Source organism: Pseudomonas sp. KU43P, assembly GCF_033095865.1.
In the GTDB taxonomy this organism is placed as follows: Bacteria; Pseudomonadota; Gammaproteobacteria; order Pseudomonadales; family Pseudomonadaceae; genus Aquipseudomonas.
The window spans coordinates 5477920-5497401 of the sequence record NZ_AP019365.1 but is presented as its reverse complement, the minus strand read 5'-3'; the positions used below and the strand labels follow the sequence as shown (position 1 = coordinate 5497401).

At 63.4% G+C, this 19482-nt stretch carries 13 protein-coding genes; 6 read left to right on the top strand and 7 right to left on the bottom strand.

What is annotated here, in order from left to right; genetic code table 11:
- Positions 1-9: 9 nt before the first annotated feature.
- The 4 genes from KU43P_RS25205 to KU43P_RS25190 all read left to right on the top strand — a co-directional run bounded on the left by KU43P_RS25205 (position 10) and on the right by KU43P_RS25190 (position 3683).
- Positions 10-642, top strand: a complete 633-nt coding sequence (locus KU43P_RS25205) for a sarcosine oxidase subunit gamma (RefSeq protein ID WP_317660161.1) — start codon at positions 10-12, stop codon at positions 640-642.
- A 12-nt stretch (positions 643-654) separates the two neighbouring features.
- Positions 655-1512, top strand: coding sequence for a formyltetrahydrofolate deformylase (gene purU / locus KU43P_RS25200; protein WP_233691750.1), 858 nt, complete (start codon positions 655-657; stop codon positions 1510-1512).
- A gap of 252 nt (positions 1513-1764) precedes the next feature.
- Entirely contained in the window at positions 1765-2964 is a 1200-nt protein-coding gene (gene fdhA, locus KU43P_RS25195) for a formaldehyde dehydrogenase, glutathione-independent (RefSeq protein ID WP_125462284.1), read from the top strand.
- Positions 2965-3107: 143 nt separating this feature from the next.
- Positions 3108-3683: a DUF2780 domain-containing protein gene (locus KU43P_RS25190; protein ID WP_317660160.1), complete on the top strand. Its 576-nt coding sequence runs from the start codon at positions 3108-3110 to the stop codon at positions 3681-3683.
- Positions 3684-3785: 102 nt separating this feature from the next.
- Here the strand turns inward: KU43P_RS25190 and KU43P_RS25185 are convergent, their stop codons facing one another.
- Both KU43P_RS25185 and KU43P_RS25180 read right to left on the bottom strand, forming a co-directional pair.
- Positions 3786-5138 carry an APC family permease gene (locus tag KU43P_RS25185; RefSeq protein WP_317660159.1) on the bottom strand — a complete coding sequence of 451 codons (1353 nt, stop codon included), beginning with the start codon at positions 5136-5138 and terminating at the stop codon, positions 3786-3788.
- Positions 5139-5372: 234 nt separating this feature from the next.
- Positions 5373-6260: an acyltransferase gene (locus KU43P_RS25180; RefSeq protein WP_317660158.1), complete on the bottom strand. Its 888-nt coding sequence runs from the start codon at positions 6258-6260 to the stop codon at positions 5373-5375.
- A 183-nt stretch (positions 6261-6443) separates the two neighbouring features.
- On the opposite strand from KU43P_RS25180, the gene KU43P_RS25175 reads away from it, so the two are divergent.
- The gene (locus KU43P_RS25175) at positions 6444-6944 is read left to right on the top strand and encodes an ATP-dependent zinc protease (RefSeq protein WP_317660157.1); all 501 of its coding nucleotides are present in this window, start codon (positions 6444-6446) and stop codon (positions 6942-6944) included.
- Between the two features lie 113 nt (positions 6945-7057).
- Here the strand turns inward: KU43P_RS25175 and KU43P_RS25170 are convergent, their stop codons facing one another.
- The 5 genes from KU43P_RS25170 to aceE all read right to left on the bottom strand — a co-directional run bounded on the left by KU43P_RS25170 (position 7058) and on the right by aceE (position 16017).
- The gene (locus tag KU43P_RS25170) at positions 7058-7681 is read right to left on the bottom strand and encodes a glutathione S-transferase (protein WP_317660156.1); all 624 of its coding nucleotides are present in this window, start codon (positions 7679-7681) and stop codon (positions 7058-7060) included.
- Between the two features lie 3 nt (positions 7682-7684).
- Positions 7685-8353, bottom strand: coding sequence for a peptide-methionine (S)-S-oxide reductase MsrA (msrA, locus tag KU43P_RS25165; RefSeq protein WP_317660155.1), 669 nt, complete (start codon positions 8351-8353; stop codon positions 7685-7687).
- A 165-nt stretch (positions 8354-8518) separates the two neighbouring features.
- The gene (locus KU43P_RS25160) at positions 8519-11200 is read right to left on the bottom strand and encodes a putative bifunctional diguanylate cyclase/phosphodiesterase (protein WP_317660154.1); all 2682 of its coding nucleotides are present in this window, start codon (positions 11198-11200) and stop codon (positions 8519-8521) included.
- A 517-nt stretch (positions 11201-11717) separates the two neighbouring features.
- Positions 11718-13358 carry a dihydrolipoyllysine-residue acetyltransferase gene (gene aceF / locus KU43P_RS25155; protein ID WP_317660153.1) on the bottom strand — a complete coding sequence of 547 codons (1641 nt, stop codon included), beginning with the start codon at positions 13356-13358 and terminating at the stop codon, positions 11718-11720.
- 13 nt (positions 13359-13371) lie between these two features.
- Positions 13372-16017 carry a pyruvate dehydrogenase (acetyl-transferring), homodimeric type gene (gene aceE / locus KU43P_RS25150; RefSeq protein WP_176516957.1) on the bottom strand — a complete coding sequence of 882 codons (2646 nt, stop codon included), beginning with the start codon at positions 16015-16017 and terminating at the stop codon, positions 13372-13374.
- 383 nt (positions 16018-16400) lie between these two features.
- Between aceE and glnE the strand changes: the two genes are divergently transcribed.
- On the top strand, positions 16401-19334 hold the full coding sequence (gene glnE / locus KU43P_RS25145; RefSeq protein WP_317660152.1) for a bifunctional [glutamate--ammonia ligase]-adenylyl-L-tyrosine phosphorylase/[glutamate--ammonia-ligase] adenylyltransferase: 2934 nt from the start codon (positions 16401-16403) through the stop codon (positions 19332-19334).
- The last annotated feature ends 148 nt before the right edge of the window (positions 19335-19482 follow it).

Below are 19482 nucleotides of genomic sequence, written 5' to 3'. Positions count from 1 at the left end.
AGGTAAGAAATGAGCGCTATCAACGTCTTCCAGCAAAACCCCGGCGCCGAGGCCAAGGCCCAGTCGCCGCTGCATCATGCCGACCTGGCCAGCCTGATCGGCAAAGGCCGCAAGAACGCAGGTGTGACCCTGCGCGAGAAGAAGTTCCTCGGCCACCTGACCCTGCGCGGCGATGGCCATGACCCGGAATTCGCCGCCGGCGTGCACAAGGCCCTGGGCCTGGAACTGCCGGTGGCCCTGACCGTGGTCGCCAACGCCGAGATGTCGCTGCAGTGGATGGGCCCGGATGAGTGGCTGCTGATAGTCCCTGGCGGCCAGGAGTTCGCCGTCGAGCAGAAACTGCGTGCAGCCCTCGAAGGCCGGCACATCCAGGTGGTCAACGTCAGCGGCGGGCAAAGCCTGCTGGAGCTGCGCGGCCCGAACGTGCGCGAAGTGCTGATGAAGTCCACCAGCTATGATGTTCACCCGAACAACTTCCCGGTGGGCAAGGCTGTCGGCACCGTGTTCGCCAAGTCGCAACTGGTGATTCGCCGCACCGCCGAAGATACCTGGGAGCTGGTGATTCGCCGCAGCTTCGCCGACTACTGGTGGCTTTGGTTGCAGGACGCTTCGGCCGAGTACGGCCTTAGCATCGAAGCTTAAGGAGAGCACTACATGAGTCGGGCACCGGATACCTGGATTCTCACCGCCGACTGCCCGAGCATGCTCGGCACCGTCGACGTGGTGACGCGTTACCTCTTCGAGCAGCGCTGCTACGTCACCGAGCACCACTCCTTCGATGACCGGCAGTCGGGGCGCTTCTTCATTCGCGTCGAATTCCGTCAGCCGGACGATTTCGACGAGGCCGGTTTCCGCGCCGGCCTCGCCGAGCGTAGCGAAGCGTTCGGCATGGCCTTCGAGCTGACTGCACCCAATCACCGTCCCAAGGTGGTGATCATGGTGTCCAAGGCCGACCATTGCCTGAACGACCTGCTGTATCGCCAGCGCATCGGCCAGCTGGGCATGGACGTGGTCGCGGTGGTGTCCAACCACCCCGACCTCGAACCCCTGGCGCATTGGCACAAGATCCCTTACTACCACTTTGCACTCGACCCTAACGACAAGGCCGGGCAAGAGCGCAAGGTGCTCCAGGTGATTGAAGAGACGGGCGCCGAGCTGGTGATCCTTGCCCGTTACATGCAGGTACTGTCGCCCGAGTTGTGCCGACGCCTGGATGGCTGGGCGATCAACATCCACCACTCGTTGCTGCCGGGGTTCAAAGGCGCCAAGCCTTATCACCAGGCGTACAACAAGGGCGTGAAGATGGTCGGCGCCACGGCGCACTACATCAACAACGACCTGGACGAAGGGCCGATCATTGCCCAGGGCGTCGAGGTGGTGGACCACAGCCATTACCCCGAAGACCTGATTGCCAAGGGGCGCGATATCGAGTGCCTGACTCTGGCGCGGGCGGTGGGGTATCACATCGAGCGGCGGGTGTTCCTCAACGCCAATCGGACAGTCGTTCTGTAGAGGCCGTTCGGGCCTCATCGTCGGCAAGCCGGCTCCCACGAGGATCACACCGATCCCCTGTGGGAGCCGGCTTGCCGGCGATTGGCCCCACCATTTCTGACCTGCCGTAAAAAGGCATCTCCCTGTCGCTTCCAGTCAGTGCGACTTCCCCCATCCGGCCCACAATTCCCTGCATCCCAGTACCACATGCCGCCCACGGATGGCGGCGCTTCAACCAACGCTGCATAAATACAAATCAAGCGAGGTAAGAGCATGTCTGGCAATCGTGGAGTGGTGTATCTCGGCGCCGGCAAGGTCGAGGTGCAGAAGATCGACTACCCGAAAATGCAGGACCCGCGCGGCAAGAAGATCGAACACGGCGTTATCCTCAAGGTGGTCTCCACCAACATCTGCGGCTCCGACCAGCACATGGTCCGCGGCCGCACCACTGCCCAGGTCGGCCTGGTCCTGGGCCACGAAATCACCGGTGAGATCGTCGAGATGGGGCGTGATGTCGAACGCCTGAAAATCGGTGACCTGGTGTCTGTACCCTTCAACGTTGCCTGCGGCCGCTGCCGCTCGTGCAAAGAGATGCACACCGGTGTCTGCCTCACCGTCAACCCGGCCCGCGCCGGCGGCGCCTACGGTTATGTCGACATGGGCGACTGGACCGGCGGCCAGGCCGAGTACGTGCTGGTGCCCTACGCCGACTTCAACCTGCTGAAACTGCCGGATCGCGACAAGGCCATGGAGAAGATCCGTGACCTGACCTGCCTGTCCGACATCCTGCCCACCGGTTACCACGGCGCCGTGACGGCCGGCGTTGGCCCAGGCAGTACCGTTTACGTGGCCGGAGCCGGCCCGGTCGGCCTGGCCGCTGCTGCCTCGGCGCGCCTGCTGGGCGCAGCCTGCGTGATCGTCGGCGACCTCAACCCGGCCCGGCTGGCCCACGCCAAGTCCCAGGGTTTCGAAGTGGTCGACCTGTCCAAGGACACCCCGCTGCACGAGCAGATCATCGACATCCTCGGTGAGCCGGAAGTGGATTGCGCCGTCGACGCCGTGGGCTTCGAGGCCCGTGGCCACGGTCACGAGGGTGCCAAGCATGAAGCGCCGGCCACCGTGCTGAACTCGCTGATGCAGGTGACCCGCGTTGCCGGCAGCATCGGTATCCCGGGGCTGTACGTGACCGAAGACCCGGGCGCGGTGGATGCCGCCGCCAAGATCGGCGCGCTGAGCATCCGTTTTGGCCTGGGTTGGGCGAAGTCGCACAGCTTCCACACCGGCCAGACCCCGACCATGAAATACAACCGCCAATTGATGCAGGCGATCATGTGGGACCGTATCAACATTGCCGAAGTGGTCGGCGTCCAGGTCATCAACCTGGACCAGGCGCCGGAAGGCTATGGCGAGTTCGATGCAGGCGTGCCGAAGAAATTCGTCATCGACCCGCACAAGATGTGGGGTGCTGCCTGATCTGAAAAATTCAACGCCCCCGTCGGGGGCGTTGTGCCATCTGTGCGCGACAAGCAGGCCGATGGTCGGCCCGGAACAAACCCTCGAAGCACGAGTCGAATGCCTCGTTTCCCTGGCCATCCCGGCCCACGAGGTTCCTCCCGATGAAAGCATTCACCCTGGCAACCCTGATGACCCTGGCCGCAAGCCCGGTGTTCGCCTTCAACCTCAGCGACGCCGCCAATGCCGTGTCGGCCATGCAGACCCAGAAGCAACAGGGCCAGGTGCAGGCGCCCGAGGCGCAGGCCAATCTGCTCAATACCCTGGGTAGCGAATTGAAGATCACCCCGGAGCAGGCCGTGGGCGGGGCGGGGGCCATGCTGGGGCTGGCACGCAATAACCTTAGCAGCGATGACTACGGCCAGCTGACCAAGGCCGTGCCTGGCCTGGACCTGCTGTCGGGTGCCAATGCGCTGGGTGGTCTGAGTGGGCTGGGGGATTTGCTGGGCAAGAACAGCGAAAGCCAGTCGGCGCTGAGCAATGCGCTGGGCAACGACGTCGAGAACCGCAACGACCTGGACAATGCGTTCAAGGCGCTGGGGATGGATACCGGGATGATCGGGCAGTTTGCCCCGCTTATCCTGCAGTACCTGGGGCAGCAGGGAATTGCCGGGTCGTTGTTGCAGAATCTGGGGAGCTTGTGGACCACTCCCGCGCCGTTGGCTCAGCCTTCGGTCTGAGGTGACCCCATTGCCGGCAAGCCGGCTCCCACAAGTACTCTGCAGAACTTGTTCCTGTGGGAGCCGGCTTGCCGGCGATGAGGCCGGTGCAGCCAGCGCACATCAGGCGGTTTCGGCGAAGTCCACCAGGCCGACCCGGCGACGGAAGCCAGCAGTCAGTACGGCCAGGTAGGCAAGCCCCAGGGCGAACCAGGACAAGCCAATCACCAAGGTCAGCGCCGACAGGCTGGTCCACAGCCACAGGGTCAGGCTCAACCCCACCAGCGGCACCGCGCCATAGCACAGCAGGCCTTTGAGGTTGCGCTGGGCGCTGTCGTTCATCAAATGCGTCTTCACCACCGCCAGGTTCACCGCCGAGAACGCCACCAGCGCGCCAAAGCTGATCAGCGAGGCGAGGGTGGACAGGTCGATCACCAGCGCCAACAGTGAAAACGCCGATACCAGCAGGATGGCGAACACCGGGGTGCCCAGGCGTGGCGACAGGTGGCCGAAGGTGCGCTGCGGGAGCACCCGGTCGCGGCCCATGGTGTAGAGAATGCGCGACACCGCGGCCTGGGAGGCCAGCGCCGAGCCGAGGCTGCCGGCCACATAGGCGGCGGTGAAGAAGTTAGCCAGGAACTGCCCGCCCGCCTTGAGCATCACCTCGTTGGCGGCGGCATCGGCGTTGGCGAACGTGCTGCCCGGCAGCACCAGCTGGCTCGCATAGGCCAGCATGGTGAACAGCAGGCCGGCGAACAGGGTGGTGAGGATGATCGCTCGTGGCACGTCGCGGCGGGCGTCACGGCTTTCTTCGGCCAGGGTGGATACCGCGTCGAAACCTAGGAACGACAGACACAGTACCGCCGCACCGGCCATCAGTGGGCCGAACCCAGGCGCGCTACCGTCACCGCGCAGCGGCGCCAGCAGGTCGAGTGGCTGGCCGTTGCCCAGGGTTTGCCAAGACAGCGCCACGAACACACCGATGAACACGATTTGCGCGCCGACGATCAGGTTGCTGGTTTTGGCCACAGAGTTGATGCCGACCACGTTTAGCACGGTCACCAGGGCGATGGAGGCAAGCACGAAAGCCCAGGCCGGCACCGCAGGGAAGGCGATGTTGAGGAACAGGCCGATCAGCAGGTAATTGATCATCGGCAGGAACAGGTAGTCGAGCAACAGCGACCAGCCCGCCAGGAAACCCACGTTCTGGCCGAAGGCCATGTTGGTGTAGGAATACGCCGAGCCCGCGACCGGGAAGCGCTTGACCATGAAGCTGTAGGAAGCGGCGGTGAACAGCATGGCCACCAGGGTGACGATGTAGGCACCAGCGGTGCGGCCACCGGTGAGTTCGGTGACGATGCCGTAAGTGGTGAAGATGGTCAGCGGGACCATGTAGACCAGGCCGAAGAACACCAGGGCGGGGAGGCCGAGGACGCGGCGAAGCTGGGCGGGGGCGGAGCTGGGTTGGTTGGCCATTGATCGATCCAGGCATTTTTTGTAGTTGTGCTTTGGTCGATTTTTATCCACTTAGGTGGGGTGTGACAAAGAAGAATTCCTAATGGTAATTATTAGCCAGGGTTTTAATCGGGATCATGGTGTGGGTTCGATGGCCCTATCGCCGGCAAGCCGGCTCCCACAGGTACGCCACAGGCCTTGAGAACGGTGGTGTGCCTGTGGGAGCCGGCTTGCCGGCGACAGGGCCCGATCAGGTCAACGCATCTCCGAGCGCAACTGCTCGATCCGCTGGTCCTTCTCCGCCCACAACTGGTTCACCCAGGCCTGCACGGTCTGGCGGAACACCGGATCATTCTCGTAATCCCCCGCCCACAACGCAGGGTCCAGCTCGCGCACGCGAATGTCGATAATCACCCGACTGATACTGCCATTGAGCAGCGCCCAGAAGCCCGGCGCCTGGTTGCCGGGATACACGATGGTCACGTCCAGCAGCGCATCCAACTGCTCACCCAGCGCCGCCAGCACGAACGCCACCCCGCCAGCCTTGGGTTTGAGCAGGTAGCGATAAGGCGACTGCTGTTCCCGGTGCTTGGCCTCGGTGAAGCGGGTGCCTTCGAGGTAGTTGACCACCGTCACCGGCTGGCGCTTGAACAGCTCGCAGGCAGCCTTGGTGATTTCCAGATCCTTGCCCTTGAGCTCGGGGTGCTTCTCCAGAAACGCCTTGCTGTAGCGCTTCATGAAGGGGTAGTCCAGCCCCCACCAGGCCAGGCCCAGCAACGGCACCCAGATCAGCTCCTTCTTGAGGAAGAACTTGAAGAACGGCGTGCGGCGGTTGAGGCTTTCGATCAGCGCCGGGATGTCGACCCAGGTCTGGTGGTTGCTGACGGCCAGGTACGAAGTGTCCTTGCGCAGGTTCTCGACACCGCGGATGTCCCATTGGGTCGGGATGCACAGGGCAAAGATGGCCTTGTCGATCTCCGACCAGGTTTCGGCAACCCACATCACCGCCCACGAGGCATAGTCACGCCCACGGCCCGGCAGCACCAATTTGAGCAGGGCGAAGACCAGCAGCGGGCAGATCAACACGACGGTGTTGAGCAGCAGCAGGGTGGTCGTGAGGATGCCGGTCAGCAGGCGACGCATAACGAGACTCTTGTTGTGGGATATGAACGGTCGGCAATGATAAGCAGCGCCGTGCCATACGCCAAATGTCCAATGCCCAGCGGCAGGGACAAATGTTTCACATTATGTTGTTTAACCTTGTAGCAGCGAACCTATCCTGTCAGTGCAGTCTAAGCACTGATCTCTTTCAAGGAAGCCTGCCCTGTGAAATCTCTGCTTGCCCTGTTATCGCTGCTGGCGTTGCCGGTCATGGCCGCCGAGCCGACGATCTATGGTCGTTACGAGAACATTGCCTTGCCTGAGCTTGGCGAAACACTGAAGGCCAAGATGGATACCGGTGCCTACACCGCATCGCTGTCGGCCAAGGATATCGAGCTGTTCACTCGCGATGGCGAGGAATGGGTGCGGTTCCGCCTGGCGACCAAGGAGTCGAACGGCAAGGTGTATGAGCACAAGGTTTCGCGCATCAGCAAGATCAAGGGCCGCGCCGAGGAAGAGGACGAAGGCGATGCACCGGAAATCTCCAAGCGGCCGGTGGTCGATTTGGAACTGTGCCTGGGGGACGTGAAGCGCACCGTGGAGGTGAACCTGGTGGACCGCAGCCACTTCAACTATCCGTTGCTGGTGGGGGCCAAGGCTTTGCGTGAGTTCAAGGCGGCGGTGAACCCGGCCAAGCGGTTTACGGCAGACAAGCCAGACTGCTGATCGATTTGTCCTATACCGGCCTCATCGCCGGCAAGCCGGCTCCCACAGATACCCCATAGTTCTGACCGCTGTGGGGTGCCTGTGGGAGCCAGCTTGCCGGCGATGACGGTGGGTCAGGCGACAGGTGCTGTAGCGACCATCGACGGCCGCTTGCATACCTCGGCATACCACGCCGCCAAACCAGGTTGGCGCTCACGCCAGCCGAACTGCGGCTGGCGCAGATCCAGATACCCCAACGCACATGCCACCCCGATCGCAGCCAGGTCAAAGCCCGAAATCAGCTCGGCCAAATGCTCCTGCTCCAGGTTGGCCAGGCTACGGCGGATCTTCTCGCCCTGCGCCTCCAGCCAGCCCTCCCAGCGCTTGCCCTCAGGCCGCAGGAAGCTTTCATAGCGCGACGATACCGCCGCATCCATGATCGCATCCGCCTGCGACGCCAGCGTCATGCGCCGCCAGCGCGCCGAGCCCTCGCGGGGCAGCAGGGGGTTGCCCACATGCTGCAGGTCCAGGTATTCGCAGATCACCCGGCTGTCGTGCAGCACAGTGCCGTCTTCCAGGCGCAGGGCTGGAATCTTGCCGATCGGGTTGCCTTGGTTGAGTTGCTCGTCGCCGCTTACCGGGCTGATGTTCACCGGTTGCAGGGTGACGCGGCCCAGCTGACCAGTTTCGTGCAATACCACCATGACCTTGCGCACGAACGGCGACAACGGCGAGTGGAACAGGGTCATCGTGCTCATGGTTCAGTTGCCTTGCAGGCTGGGAGGCAGGCAAACGCCGGTGCCACCGATGCCGCAGTAGCCATCCGGGTTCTTGGCCAGGTACTGCTGGTGATAGGCCTCGGCGAAGTACACGGTCGGCGCCTGGTCGATCTCGGTGGTGATTTCACCGTAGCCAGCCTTGGTCAGTTCGGCCTGGAAGGCATCGCGGCTGGCCTTGGCTTCTTCGAGCTGCTGCGGCGAAGTGCAGAAGATGGCGGAGCGGTACTGGGTGCCGACGTCGTTGCCCTGGCGCATACCTTGGGTCGGGTTGTGCAGCTCCCAGAACATCGCCAGCAGTTCGCGGTAGCTGACGCGGTCCTTGTCGAACACGACCAGCACCACTTCGGTGTGGCCGGTCAGGCCCGAGCAGACCTCTTCGTAGGTAGGGTTCGGGGTGAAACCGCCAGCGTAGCCGACAACGGTGCTCACCACGCCTTCACGCTGCCAGAAGCGGCGCTCGGCGCCCCAGAAGCAGCCCAGGCCGAAGATCGCGAAGTCGATGCTGCCTTCGAAGAACGGGCCAAGCAGGGGGGTGCCTTCGAACACGTAGTGGAACTCGGGCAGGGTCATCGGGGTTTCGCGGCCGGGCAGGGCTTGCTCGGCGGTTGGCATGACGTTTTTGTTCACCAGGATTTCCGAACGCAGGACCATGGCCGTTCCTCTGTATGTCAGTTGGATAGGTGTTGGACCCATCGCTGGCAAGCCAGCTCCCACAGGTGCACCACAGGGCTTGAGCGTTGTGGGGTGCCCGTGGGAGCCGGCTTGCCGGCGATGAGGCCCGAATGGACTCTATAGTGCCCGAGGATAACGCAGCTGTCAGTCCATTGGACCGCGCGGATAGCGCTTGAGTTTTTCCGCCAGCTCACGCCCCGGAATCGGCCGGTCGAACAGGTAGCCCTGGCCCACGTCGCAGCGGTGACGACGCAGGAACGCTAGCTGCTCCGGCGTCTCGATGCCTTCGGCCACCACCTTCAGCTTGAGGTTGTGCGCCATGGCCACCACCGCCGAGGTGATCTCCATGTCGTCCTGGTTGTCGGGGATTTCGTTGATGAAGCTGCGGTCGATCTTGATGATGTCGATCGGAAACTTCTTCAGGTAGCTCAGCGACGAGTAACCGGTGCCGAAATCGTCCATGGCCAGGGTCAGCCCTAGGGCCTTGAGTTCGTCGAGCTGGCGATGGGTGTCTTCGGTGGCCTCCAGCAGCAGGCCTTCGGTGAGTTCAAGCTCCAGCAGGTGCGGGGGCAGGGCTTCTTCCTTGAGGATCGAGCCGATCGATGCCACCAGGTCGGGGTCGGAGAACTGCTTGGGCGAAAGGTTGATGGCCACGTGCAGGTTGCCCATGCCAGCCTCGCGCAGCTGCTGGCTCATGCGGCACGACTGGCGCACCACCCACTTGCCGATGGGGATGATCAGGCCGGTTTCTTCGGCCACGCTGATGAACTGGTCGGGGCGGATCATGCCGCGTTCGGGGTGGTTCCAGCGCAGCAGCGCCTCCAGGCCCAGCAGGCGGCCGCTGCGCAGGCACAGCTTGGGCTGGTAGAACACCTCCAGCTCGTTCTGGGTGAGGGCGCGGCGCAGGTTGTTCTCGACGAACAGCTTGTAGCTGGCTTCGGCATTGAGCACTTCGGTGAACACCTGCACCTGGTGCTTGCCGTTGGCCTTGGCCTTGTGCAGGGCGAGGCCGGCGTTCTTCATCAGGGTGGTCGGATCGCTGCCATGCAGCGGCGCGCAGGCCAGGCCCACCGAGGCGGTCACGTTGATCAGCTGGTTGTCGACGAACATCGGCTTGTCGAGCGTGCGCAGCAGTTGCAGGGCAACGCCCTGGCCGTCTTCGAGGCTGGTGTCGTCGAGCAGCACGGCGAACTCGTTACTGGCGAAGCGGGCCAGCACACCACCGGCGCTGAGGCTGTTGCGCAGGCGCCGGGCCAGGCTGATCAGCAGCTTGTCGCCGGTCTGGTGGCCAAGGCTGTCGTTGATCCGCTTGAAGTTGTCGATGTCCACCAGCAGCAGGCAGGTCGGGCTTTCGCCATCGCGGGCGAAACGCTCGTCGAGGCTGCGGATGAACGACGGGCGGTTGCCCAGATTGGTCAGGTTGTCGGTGTAGGCCAGGCGCTCGATGCGCTGCTGGGCCAGCTTGGTCTGGGTGACATCTTCGTAGATGCCGATGTAGTGGGTCAGCTCGCGGTTGTCGCCGTAGACCTTGGAGATCGACAACTGGCCCCAGTACGGTTCGAGGTTCTTGCGCCGGCTTTTGAACTCGCCCTGCCAGCTATTGCCCATGGCCAGGCTCGACGGTGAGTCGAACAGCAGTTCGCTGAGGTTCTCCAGCGCCGGCAGCTCGGCCAAGTGGTGGCCCTGGACTTCTTCGGTGCTGTACTGGGTGATCGCCGTGAAGCTAGGGTTGACGTACTCCACCACGCCATCGCGGTTCACCAGCAAGAAGGCGCTGGCGCTCTGTTCCACGGCGCGCTGGAACAGGTGCAGGGCGCTGGCGGCGGTGCGCCGGTTGTGGTTGGTGATGACCTGGGCGAACTGGTCAGCCAGCTCGCCGGCAAAGGCGATTTCATCCGATTGCCAGGCCCGTGGCTGGCCGGTCTGCTCCAGGCACAGCACGCCGACCACCTGGCCATCGACGCGGATACTGGCATCTAGCATGGCGTTGTTGTCGGCGAACAGGCTCTCGGCCAGCTCACGGGTGCGCGGGTCGTGGTTGGCGTTGTGTGCATCGATGGCGCGGCTGGCGTGCAGGGCATCCAGGTAGTCGGGGAAGCGGCTGGCATCGATCGCCTCGGGCAGGCGATGCACCTGCTCGTTGCGCAGCCAGGCGCTGATCGGCTCCAGGCGCTGGTCTTCCAGGTGCCAGATGCTGGCGCTGTCGACCTTGTAGATTTCACAGGCGCTGCGGGTGATCAGTTGTGCGGCTTCCAGCAGCGAATTCTCGGCGCTGTAGCGCTGGCGAGCCAGGCGCAGGATCAGGTCCTGCTGGCCACGCACGCGCTCCAGGTGTTCGAGCTGCTCCTGCTGGGCGCGCTGGTTGAGTTGCAGGGCCAGTTCGAGGCGGTTGTTGCGCGATTCGAGATCGGTGGCATCCAGCTCGTCGTCTTCATCATCCAGCACCGTGAGGAACCCGCGCAGGAGCTGGCGGTTGTGTTGCCTGAAGGCTTCGCCGGCTTCCAGTATGCGTAGTGAGCGCGACTGAGCATGCAGGGTGTAGCGCACCCGATAGAAGCTGCGTTGGTTGAGCTGAAGCTGGATCTCGTCGTGCAGGCGGTAACGCGCTTCGGGCTCCATGAGGCTGGCATACGGTGCGTCGATCAGCGCGCACAGATCGGACGCCGGCAGGCCGAACTGGCGCTCGCAGGCCGGGTCGAGGTAAAGCATTGCCCAGGTGGCTTCGTTGAGCCTTTCGAAACGCAGCATGCCGAGCCGCGAGGGCACGGGAAGCTGCGTGACGACCTCGGCCGCCACACGGCTAGCGGCATCGGGTTGGCTTTTCATCGAAGACTCGCTTGAAGAGGGAGACGCGGCCTGGACGGCGGCGCATCTGGCAAGGTTGCATCATGTCCCCAAGGCTGGCAAGCGGCCATGTGAGGTGTCATGTATATGTTTTCGGCGGCGGGGCGGGAATCCTTAGGGCCATGTGTCGCCTTGGGGTGTTTGTCGCCGATGAGATCGAGCGCCGCCCGCGCGGCGCATCGCGGATAAATCCGCTCCTACGTTTGTTGCAACGTGCCACGGTCTGTAAGGCCATGGTTGTCCGCTTTTTAGCGCCAGCCGAGAAATCGCGTCGTACCAACAAGGCAGGCAACCATGGCCTATCAGACATAGGTACGTAGCAACAAATGTAGGAGCGGATTTATCCGCGATGCGCCGCGCGGGCGGCGCTCGATCTGACCGGCACCAAAGATGACGCGGCGAGCAAAAAAAAGCCCCGCCAATTGACGGGGTTGAGGTACGAGCGTGGCAGCTCGAAAAAGGTACCTGCCTCCCCGAAGGAAGGCAGGCCGGCTGCGTGTTACAGCAGCATGGTGCGGATATCGCCAAGTACGTCGCCCAGGCGCTTGGTGAAGCGCGCGGCGGCAGCGCCGTTGATCACACGGTGATCGTAGGACAGCGACAGCGGCAGCATCAGCTTCGGCTGGAAGGCCTTGCCATCCCAGACCGGCTGCATGGTTGCCTTGGACACACCGAGGATCGCCACCTCAGGCGCGTTGACGATCGGCGTGAAGCCGGTGCCGCCAATGTGGCCGAGGCTGGAGATGGTGAAGCAGGCGCCCTGCATGTCGTCGGCCGACAGCTTTTTGGTGCGCGCCTTCTCGGCCAGTGCAGCGGCTTCGGCAGCCAGTTGCAGCAGGCTCTTCTGGTCGACGTTCTTGATCACAGGGACCAGCAGGCCGTCCGGAGTGTCCACGGCGAAGCCAATGTGCACGTACTTCTTGCGGATGATGGCCTTGCCGCTTGGCGCCAGCGAGCTGTTGAAGTCCGGCAGTTCCTTGAGCAGGAAGGCGCAGGCCTTGAGCAACAGTGGCAGCACGGTCAGCTTGACGCCAGCCTTCTCGGCCACGGCCTTCTGCGCAACGCGGAAGGCTTCCAGCTCGGTGATGTCGGCGGAGTCGAACTGGGTCACGTGCGGCACGTTCAGCCAGCTGCGGTGCAGGTTGGCGGCACCGACCTGCATCAGGCGGGTCAGGGCCACTTCTTCAACTTCACCGAACTTGCTGAAGTCCACGGCCGGGATCGGCGGGATGCCGGCGCCGCCGGTCGCGCCGGCAGCCGGTGCTTCCTTGGCCTTCTGCATGACCGACTTGACGTAGACCTGCACGTCTTCCTTCAGGATACGGCCGTGCGGGCCAGTCGCGGTGACCGCGCCCAACTCGACGCCGAATTCACGGGCCAGCTGGCGAACCGCTGGGCCTGCGTGAACCTTGGCGTTGCTGCCGGCGGCCGGTGCGGTGGCTACCGGAGCAGGGGCAGCAGCCGGGGCGGCAGCGGCAGGTGCAGCAGCTGGAGCAGGAGCCGCTTCAGCCTTGGCAGGTGCGGCAGCGGCCGGAGCCGGTGCGGCAGCCGGAGCGGCGCCAGCCACTTTCAGCTTGAAGATCAGGTCGCCAGTGCCAACTTCATCTTCCAGCTTGCACAGCACCTCTTCGACCACGCCAGCAGCAGGCGACGGGATCTCCATGGAAGCCTTGTCGGACTCCAGGGTGATCAGCGACTGGTCGGCTTCGACGGTGTCGCCGACCTTGACCAGCACTTCGATGATCTTGGCCTTGCCCGACGAGCCGATGTCCGGCACGTGGATGTCCTGGACGCTGGCGGCAGCCGGAGCAGCAGCAGGCGCAGGGGCTGCTTCGGCGGCCGGCTTTTCAGCGGCAGCCGGTGCAGCAGCAGGGGCCGCGGCCGGAGCCTCGGGCGCCGCAGCGGCGCCCTCGGCTTCCAGCACCAGCAGTTCGTCGCCTTCTTTCAGGCGGTCGCCCAGCTTGACCTTCAGTTCCTTGATGACACCGGCCTTGGGCGCCGGGATCTCCATGGAGGCCTTGTCGGACTCCAAGGTCAGCAGGCTCTGGTCGGCCTCGATACGATCACCGACCTTGACGAACAGCTCGATGATTTCACCTTCACCGCTGCCGATGTCAGGTACGCGAATGAGTTCGCTCACTTAAAAATACTCCTCAGCAGTCCAGTGGGTTGCGCTTGTCCGGATCGATGCCGAACTTGACGATAGCGTCTGCCACCACCTTCGGTTCGATCTCGCCACGGTCGGCCAAGGCTTCCAGGGCAGCCAGCACCACGAAGTGGCGGTCGACTTCGAAGAAGTGACGCAGCTTCTTGCGGCTGTCGCTGCGACCGTAACCGTCGGTACCCAGGACTTTGAACTCTTTGCTCGGAACCCACTGACGAATCTGCTCGGCGAACAGCTTCATGTAGTCGGTAGAAGCAACCACTGGGCCTTTACGGCCGGCCAGGCACTGCTCGACGTAGGTCTGCTGTGGCTTCTGGCCAGGCTTCAGGCGGTTGGCACGTTCCACGGCCAGGCCGTCGCGGCGCAGTTCGTTGAAGCTGGTGACGCTCCACACGTCGGCACCGACGTTGAACTCTTCACGCAGGATCTTCGCCGCTTCGCGAACTTCGCGCAGTATGGTGCCGGAGCCCATCAGCTGTACGTGGTGCGCGGCTTCGCGGGTGTCTTCTTCGAGCAGGTACATGCCCTTGATGATGCCTTCCTCGACACCGGCCGGCATGGCTGGCTGCTGGTAGGACTCATTCATCACGGTGATGTAGTAGAAGATGTCCTGTTGCTCTTCGGTCATCTTCTTCATGCCGTCCTGGATGATCACCGCCAGCTCGTAGCCGTAGGTCGGATCATAGGTGCGGCAGTTCGGGATGGTACCCGCCATCATGTGGCTGTGGCCGTCTTCGTGCTGCAGGCCTTCACCGTTGAGGGTGGTACGGCCGGCGGTACCGCCGATCAGGAAGCCACGGGTACGGCTGTCACCAGCGGCCCAGGCCAGGTCGCCGATACGCTGGAAGCCGAACATCGAGTAGAAGATGTAGAACGGCAGCATCGGCTGGTTGTGGCAGCTGTACGAGGTACCGGCAGCGATGAACGACGACATGGCGCCGGCTTCGTTGATGCCTTCCTCGAGGATCTGGCCCTTCTTGTCTTCGCGGTAGAACATCACCTGGTCTTTATCGACTGGCTCGTAGAGCTGGCCGACCGACGAGTAGATGCCCAACTGGCGGAACATGCCTTCCATACCGAAGGTACGGGCCTCGTCCGGGATGATCGGAACGATGCGCTGGCCGATTTCCTTGTCCTTGACCAGCTGCGCGAGAATCCGCACGAAGGCCATGGTGGTGGAGATTTCGCGGTCGCCCGAGCCGTCCAGGATCGCCTTCAGGGTTTCCAGTGGCGGGGTCGGCACGCTGAAGCTCTGGGCACGGCGCTGAGGCACGAAACCACCCAGTGCGGCGCGACGCTCGGCCAGGTACTTGGCTTCGGCAGAGCCTTCTTCTGGTTTGAAGAACGGCAGGTTCTCGAGCTCGGCATCCTTGACCGGGATGTCGAAGCGGTCACGGAAGTGACGCAGGCTGTCGACGTCGACCTTCTTGGTGTTGTGCGCGGTGTTCTTGGCTTCGCCGGCACCGGTACCGTAACCCTTGATGGTCTTGGCCAGGATGACGGTCGGCTGCTCTTTGTGGTTGACCGCCTGGTGGTAGGCCGCATAGACCTTGTACGGGTCGTGGCCGCCACGGTTGAGCTTCCAGATCTCGTCGTCGGACAGGTCTTCGACCATGGCCTTGAGCTCTGGGGTGTTGAAGAAGTGCTCACGCACGTAGGCGCCGTCTTTGGCCTTGTAGTTCTGGTACTCGCCGTCGATGACTTCGTCCATGCGGCGCTGCAGGGCACCGTTGGTGTCCTTGGCGAACAGTGGATCCCAGAAGCGGCCCCAGACGACCTTGTTGACGTTCCAGCCACCGCCACGGAACACGCCTTCGAGTTCCTGGATGATCTTGCCGTTGCCGCGAACCGGGCCGTCGAGGCGCTGCAGGTTGCAGTTGATGACGAAGATCAGGTTGTCCAGCTTCTCGCGGCCAGCCAGGGCGATCGCGCCCAGGGATTCCGGCTCGTCGCACTCGCCGTCACCCATGAAGCACCAGACCTTCTGCTTGCCGGCCGGGATGAAGCCACGGGCTTCCAGGTACTTCATGAAGCGTGCCTGGTAGATAGCCTGGATTGGGCCCAGACCCATGGAAACGGTCGGGAACTGCCAGAAGTCAGGCATCAGCCATGGGTGCGGGTACGAAGACAGGCCTTTGCCGTCCACTTCCTGACGGAAGTTGTTCATCTGGTCTTCGTTGATGCGGCCTTCCATGAAGGCGCGGGCGTAGACGCCTGGCGAAGCGTGGCCCTGGAAGAAGATCAGGTCGCCGCCGTGTTCTTCGGTCGGGGCCTGGAAGAAGTAGTTGAAGCCGATGTCGTACAGGGTGGCACTGGAGGCGAAGCTGGAGATGTGGCCGCCCAGGTCCGAGTCCTTCAGGTTGGTGCGCATCACCATGGCCAGCGCGTTCCAACGCACCATCGAGCGAATGCGGCGTTCCATGAACAGGTCGCCAGGCATGCGTGCTTCGTGGGTGACGGGGATGGTGTTGCGGTATGGCGTGGTGATTGCGTATGGCAGCTGGGAGCCACTACGGGTGGCCAGCTCGCCCATGCGGGTCATCAGGTAATGAGCGCGGTCTTCGCCTTCTTTGTCGAGGACCGACTCCAGGGCATCCAGCCATTCCTGGGTTTCGATTGGATCGAGGTCTTGCATGGCTTGCTCCAGGGCGGAAAGGCCACCAGAATCGGGGGCCTGAGTTTGCGACTGGCCTTATGGGCAGACGTCGTGAATTCTTGGATTACCGGAGTGTGCACCGGCGGCGTGTAGTTTTACTACATTTGCTTTCGTATTTCATGCTTTTGCACGGTCGGGGTAGTAGTAAAACTACACAAATGCGACGTTTGGTCGCACCTTGGCTTGTGAGGAAAAACGTTCATGTTGGTTGGCGTTGTGTCGCGAACGGGTGATTCTTGATGTTTACTGCCAATGATTCGTTTTTTTCAGCTATTTCCAACTTTTGTACGACAGTCCAACCGTGGTCCAGCCTCCCCGTGGCCGCATTTACCCCTCTCTTTCACGCCGATCAAGGATAGACCATGCGCCTGCCTTTGCCGCTCGAACTGCCTGCCACCCTGCAACCGCTGGTCGCGCGCAATCAGCAGTTTCTGCTCGATGCGCTGGCCAGCCATCCTGACCTCGACCTGAGTGCCTGGAGCGCGGCCCATCGCCAGCAGTTCGACCAAGTGGCGGCGGCCAGCGACTTCGTGCTCGGCCTGGCCCAGCGCGAGCCGGCCATGCTGTTCGCGCTGCTGGCCAGTGGCGAACTGGACCGCCGCTATGCCCCGGGCGAGCTGCGCGGGCATGTCGCCGCAGCAGCCCGGGCAGCACAAAGCGAAGACGAACTGGCGCGCAACCTGCGCCGCGAACGCAACCGCCAGCAACTGCGCATCATCTGGCGCGACATCACCCGCCAGGCCGAACTCGGCGAGACTTGCCGCGACCTGTCCGATCTGGCCGACTCAGCCATCGACGAAGCATATCAATGGCTGTACCCGCGCCATTGCCAGCAGTTCGGTACGCCGATTGGCAACCGCAGCGGCCAGCCGCAGCACATGGTGGTGCTAGGCATGGGCAAGCTGGGCGCGGTGGAGCTGAACCTTTCGTCGGATATCGACCTGATCTTTGCCTTCCCCGAAGGCGGCGAGACCGAAGGGGTCAAGCGGTCGCTGGACAACCAGGACTTCTTCACCCGCCTGGGCCAGAGGCTGATCAAGGCGCTCGACCCGGTGACCGTCGATGGCTTCGTGTTCCGCGTCGACATGCGCCTGCGCCCCTATGGTTCGGCCGGCGCGCTGGTGATGAGCTTCAACGCCCTGGAGCAGTACTACCAGGACCAGGGCCGCGACTGGGAACGCTACGCCATGATCAAGGCGCGGGTGGTGGCCGGCGACCAGGCCGCGGGTGCCCAGCTGCAGGAAATACTGCGACCGTTCGTCTACCGCCGTTACCTGGACTTCTCGGCCATCGAGGCGCTGCGCACCATGAAGCAGCTGATCCAGCAGGAAGTGCGGCGCAAGGGCATGGCCGACAACATCAAGCTCGGCGCCGGCGGCATCCGCGAGGTAGAGTTCATTGCCCAGGCCTTCCAGCTGATTCACGGCGGGCGTGACCTGAGCCTGCAGCAGCGGCCTCTGCTCAAGGTGCTGGCAACCCTGGAGGGCCAGGGCTATCTGCCCACGGCCGTGGTGCTCGAACTGCGCGAGGGGTATGAGTTCCTGCGCTACACCGAGCATGCCATTCAGGCCATTGCCGACCGCCAGACGCAGATGCTGCCGGACAGTGAGCTCGACCGTGCGCGGGTGGCTTACATCCTCGGTTATGCCGACTGGGCGAGTTTCCATGAGCATCTGATGCACTGGCGTGGCCGGGTCGACTGGCACTTCCGCCAGGTGATCGCCGACCCGGATGACGAAGACGGCGAGGGCGAGCTGGTGGTGGGCGGCGAGTGGTCGCCGCTGTGGGAGCAGGCGCAGGACGAAGAGGCTGCCTGCCGGCAGTTGCAGGAGGCTGGATTCACCCAGCCGGCCGAAGCCCTGCGGAGGCTGACCGGGCTGCGTGTCAGCCCGCAGCTGCGCTCGATGCAGCGCATCGGCCGCGAGCGCCTGGACGCTTTCATCCCACGGCTGCTGGCCCAGGCCGTGGAACACGACAACCCGGACCTGGTGCTGGAGCGGGTGCTGCCGTTGGTCGAAGCTGTAGCGCGGCGCTCTGCCTACTTGGTGCTGCTCACCGAAAACCCCGGTGCGCTACGTCGCCTGCTGACCCTGTGCGCGGCCAGCCCGTGGATCGCCGAACAGATCGCCCGTTACCCGCTGCTGCTCGACGAACTGCTCAATGAAGGCCGGCTGTTCAGCCCGCCGATGGCGCCGGAGCTGGCGGCCGAGCTGCGCGAACGGCTGACGCGCATTCCCGAGGACGATCTGGAACAGCAGATGGAGGCGCTGCGCCACTTCAAGCTGGCCCACAGCCTGCGCGTGGCGGCTTCGGAAATCAGCGGCAACCTGCGCCTGATGAAGGTCAGCGACTACCTCACCTGGCTGGCCGAAGCCATCCTCGACCAGGTGCTGGCCCTGGCCTGGCGCCAGACCGTGGCCCGCCATGGCCAGCCCAAGCGCAGCGACGGCAGCCTGTGCGACCCGGGCTTCATCATCATCGGCTACGGCAAGGTGGGTGGCCTGGAACTGGGCCACGGCTCGGACCTGGACCTGGTATTCCTTCACGACGGTGATCCGCAAGCCGAAACCGACGGCGCCAAGCCGATCGACAGCGCGCAGTTCTACACGCGCCTGGGCCAGCGCATCATTCACCTGCTCACTACCCAGACCAACTCCGGCCAGCTCTATGACGTCGACATGCGCCTGCGCCCCTCCGGCGCGTCAGGCCTGCTGGTCAGTTCGCTGGGCGCATTCGAGCGCTACCAACAGAACGATGCCTGGACCTGGGAACATCAGGCGCTGGTGCGGGCCCGGGTGCTGGTGGGCTGCAAGCAGCTGGCAACGGCGTTCGAGGGCGTGCGCGCGAAGGTCCTGGGCCAGCCCCGCGACCTCGACAAGCTGCGCAGTGAAGTCAGCGAGATGCGCGCCAAGATGCGTGACAACCTGGGCACCAAGGCCACGGCTGCGGGCACTGACAGCAACGCTTTCGACGCTGGCGTGGCGTTCGATATCAAGCAGGACGCCGGCGGTATCGTCGATATCGAATTTATGGTGCAATACGCCGCTTTGGCCTGGTCTCACGACCATCCGGCCATACTCCGATGGACCGATAACATCCGCATTCTGGAAGAACTGGAGCAGGCGAAATTGATGCCGGCCAGCGATGCGATCCTGCTGCGTGAGGTGTACAAGGCGTTTCGTTCTGCATCACACCGCCAGGCCTTGCAGAAGCAGGCTGGGGTGATCGACGCGACGCTGTTTGCCGATGAACGCCGCGAAGTGCGGCGGATCTGGGGTGAGTTGGGCCTGACTTGAGGGCCAATCGCCGGCAAGCCGGCTCCCACAGTTATTGCACAAGGCTTGAAAGCTGCGGGGAGCCTGTGGGAGCCGGCCTGCCGGCGATTACAGGCACAACCGACCCTCGGTGGTACACTGTCCGCCACATAGCCTGAATATAAAGAGG

Excerpts from the sequence above, each read along its gene's own strand:
- msrA (WP_317660155.1), bottom strand. The coding sequence starts at position 8,353 with ATGGTCCTGCGTTCGGAAATCCTGGTGAACAAAAACGTCATGCCAACC.
- glnE (WP_317660152.1), top strand. The coding sequence starts at position 16,401 with ATGCGCCTGCCTTTGCCGCTCGAACTGCCTGCCACCCTGCAACCGCTG.
- KU43P_RS25180 (WP_317660158.1), bottom strand. The coding sequence starts at position 6,260 with ATGCGTCGCCTGCTGACCGGCATCCTCACGACCACCCTGCTGCTGCTC.
- KU43P_RS25185 (WP_317660159.1), bottom strand. The coding sequence starts at position 5,138 with ATGGCCAACCAACCCAGCTCCGCCCCCGCCCAGCTTCGCCGCGTCCTC.
- KU43P_RS25160 (WP_317660154.1), bottom strand. The coding sequence starts at position 11,200 with ATGAAAAGCCAACCCGATGCCGCTAGCCGTGTGGCGGCCGAGGTCGTC.
- KU43P_RS25170 (WP_317660156.1), bottom strand. The coding sequence starts at position 7,681 with ATGAGCACGATGACCCTGTTCCACTCGCCGTTGTCGCCGTTCGTGCGC.
- KU43P_RS25190 (WP_317660160.1), top strand. The coding sequence starts at position 3,108 with ATGAAAGCATTCACCCTGGCAACCCTGATGACCCTGGCCGCAAGCCCG.
- fdhA (WP_125462284.1), top strand. The coding sequence starts at position 1,765 with ATGTCTGGCAATCGTGGAGTGGTGTATCTCGGCGCCGGCAAGGTCGAG.
- aceE (WP_176516957.1), bottom strand. The coding sequence starts at position 16,017 with ATGCAAGACCTCGATCCAATCGAAACCCAGGAATGGCTGGATGCCCTG.
- purU (WP_233691750.1), top strand. The coding sequence starts at position 655 with ATGAGTCGGGCACCGGATACCTGGATTCTCACCGCCGACTGCCCGAGC.
- KU43P_RS25205 (WP_317660161.1), top strand. The coding sequence starts at position 10 with ATGAGCGCTATCAACGTCTTCCAGCAAAACCCCGGCGCCGAGGCCAAG.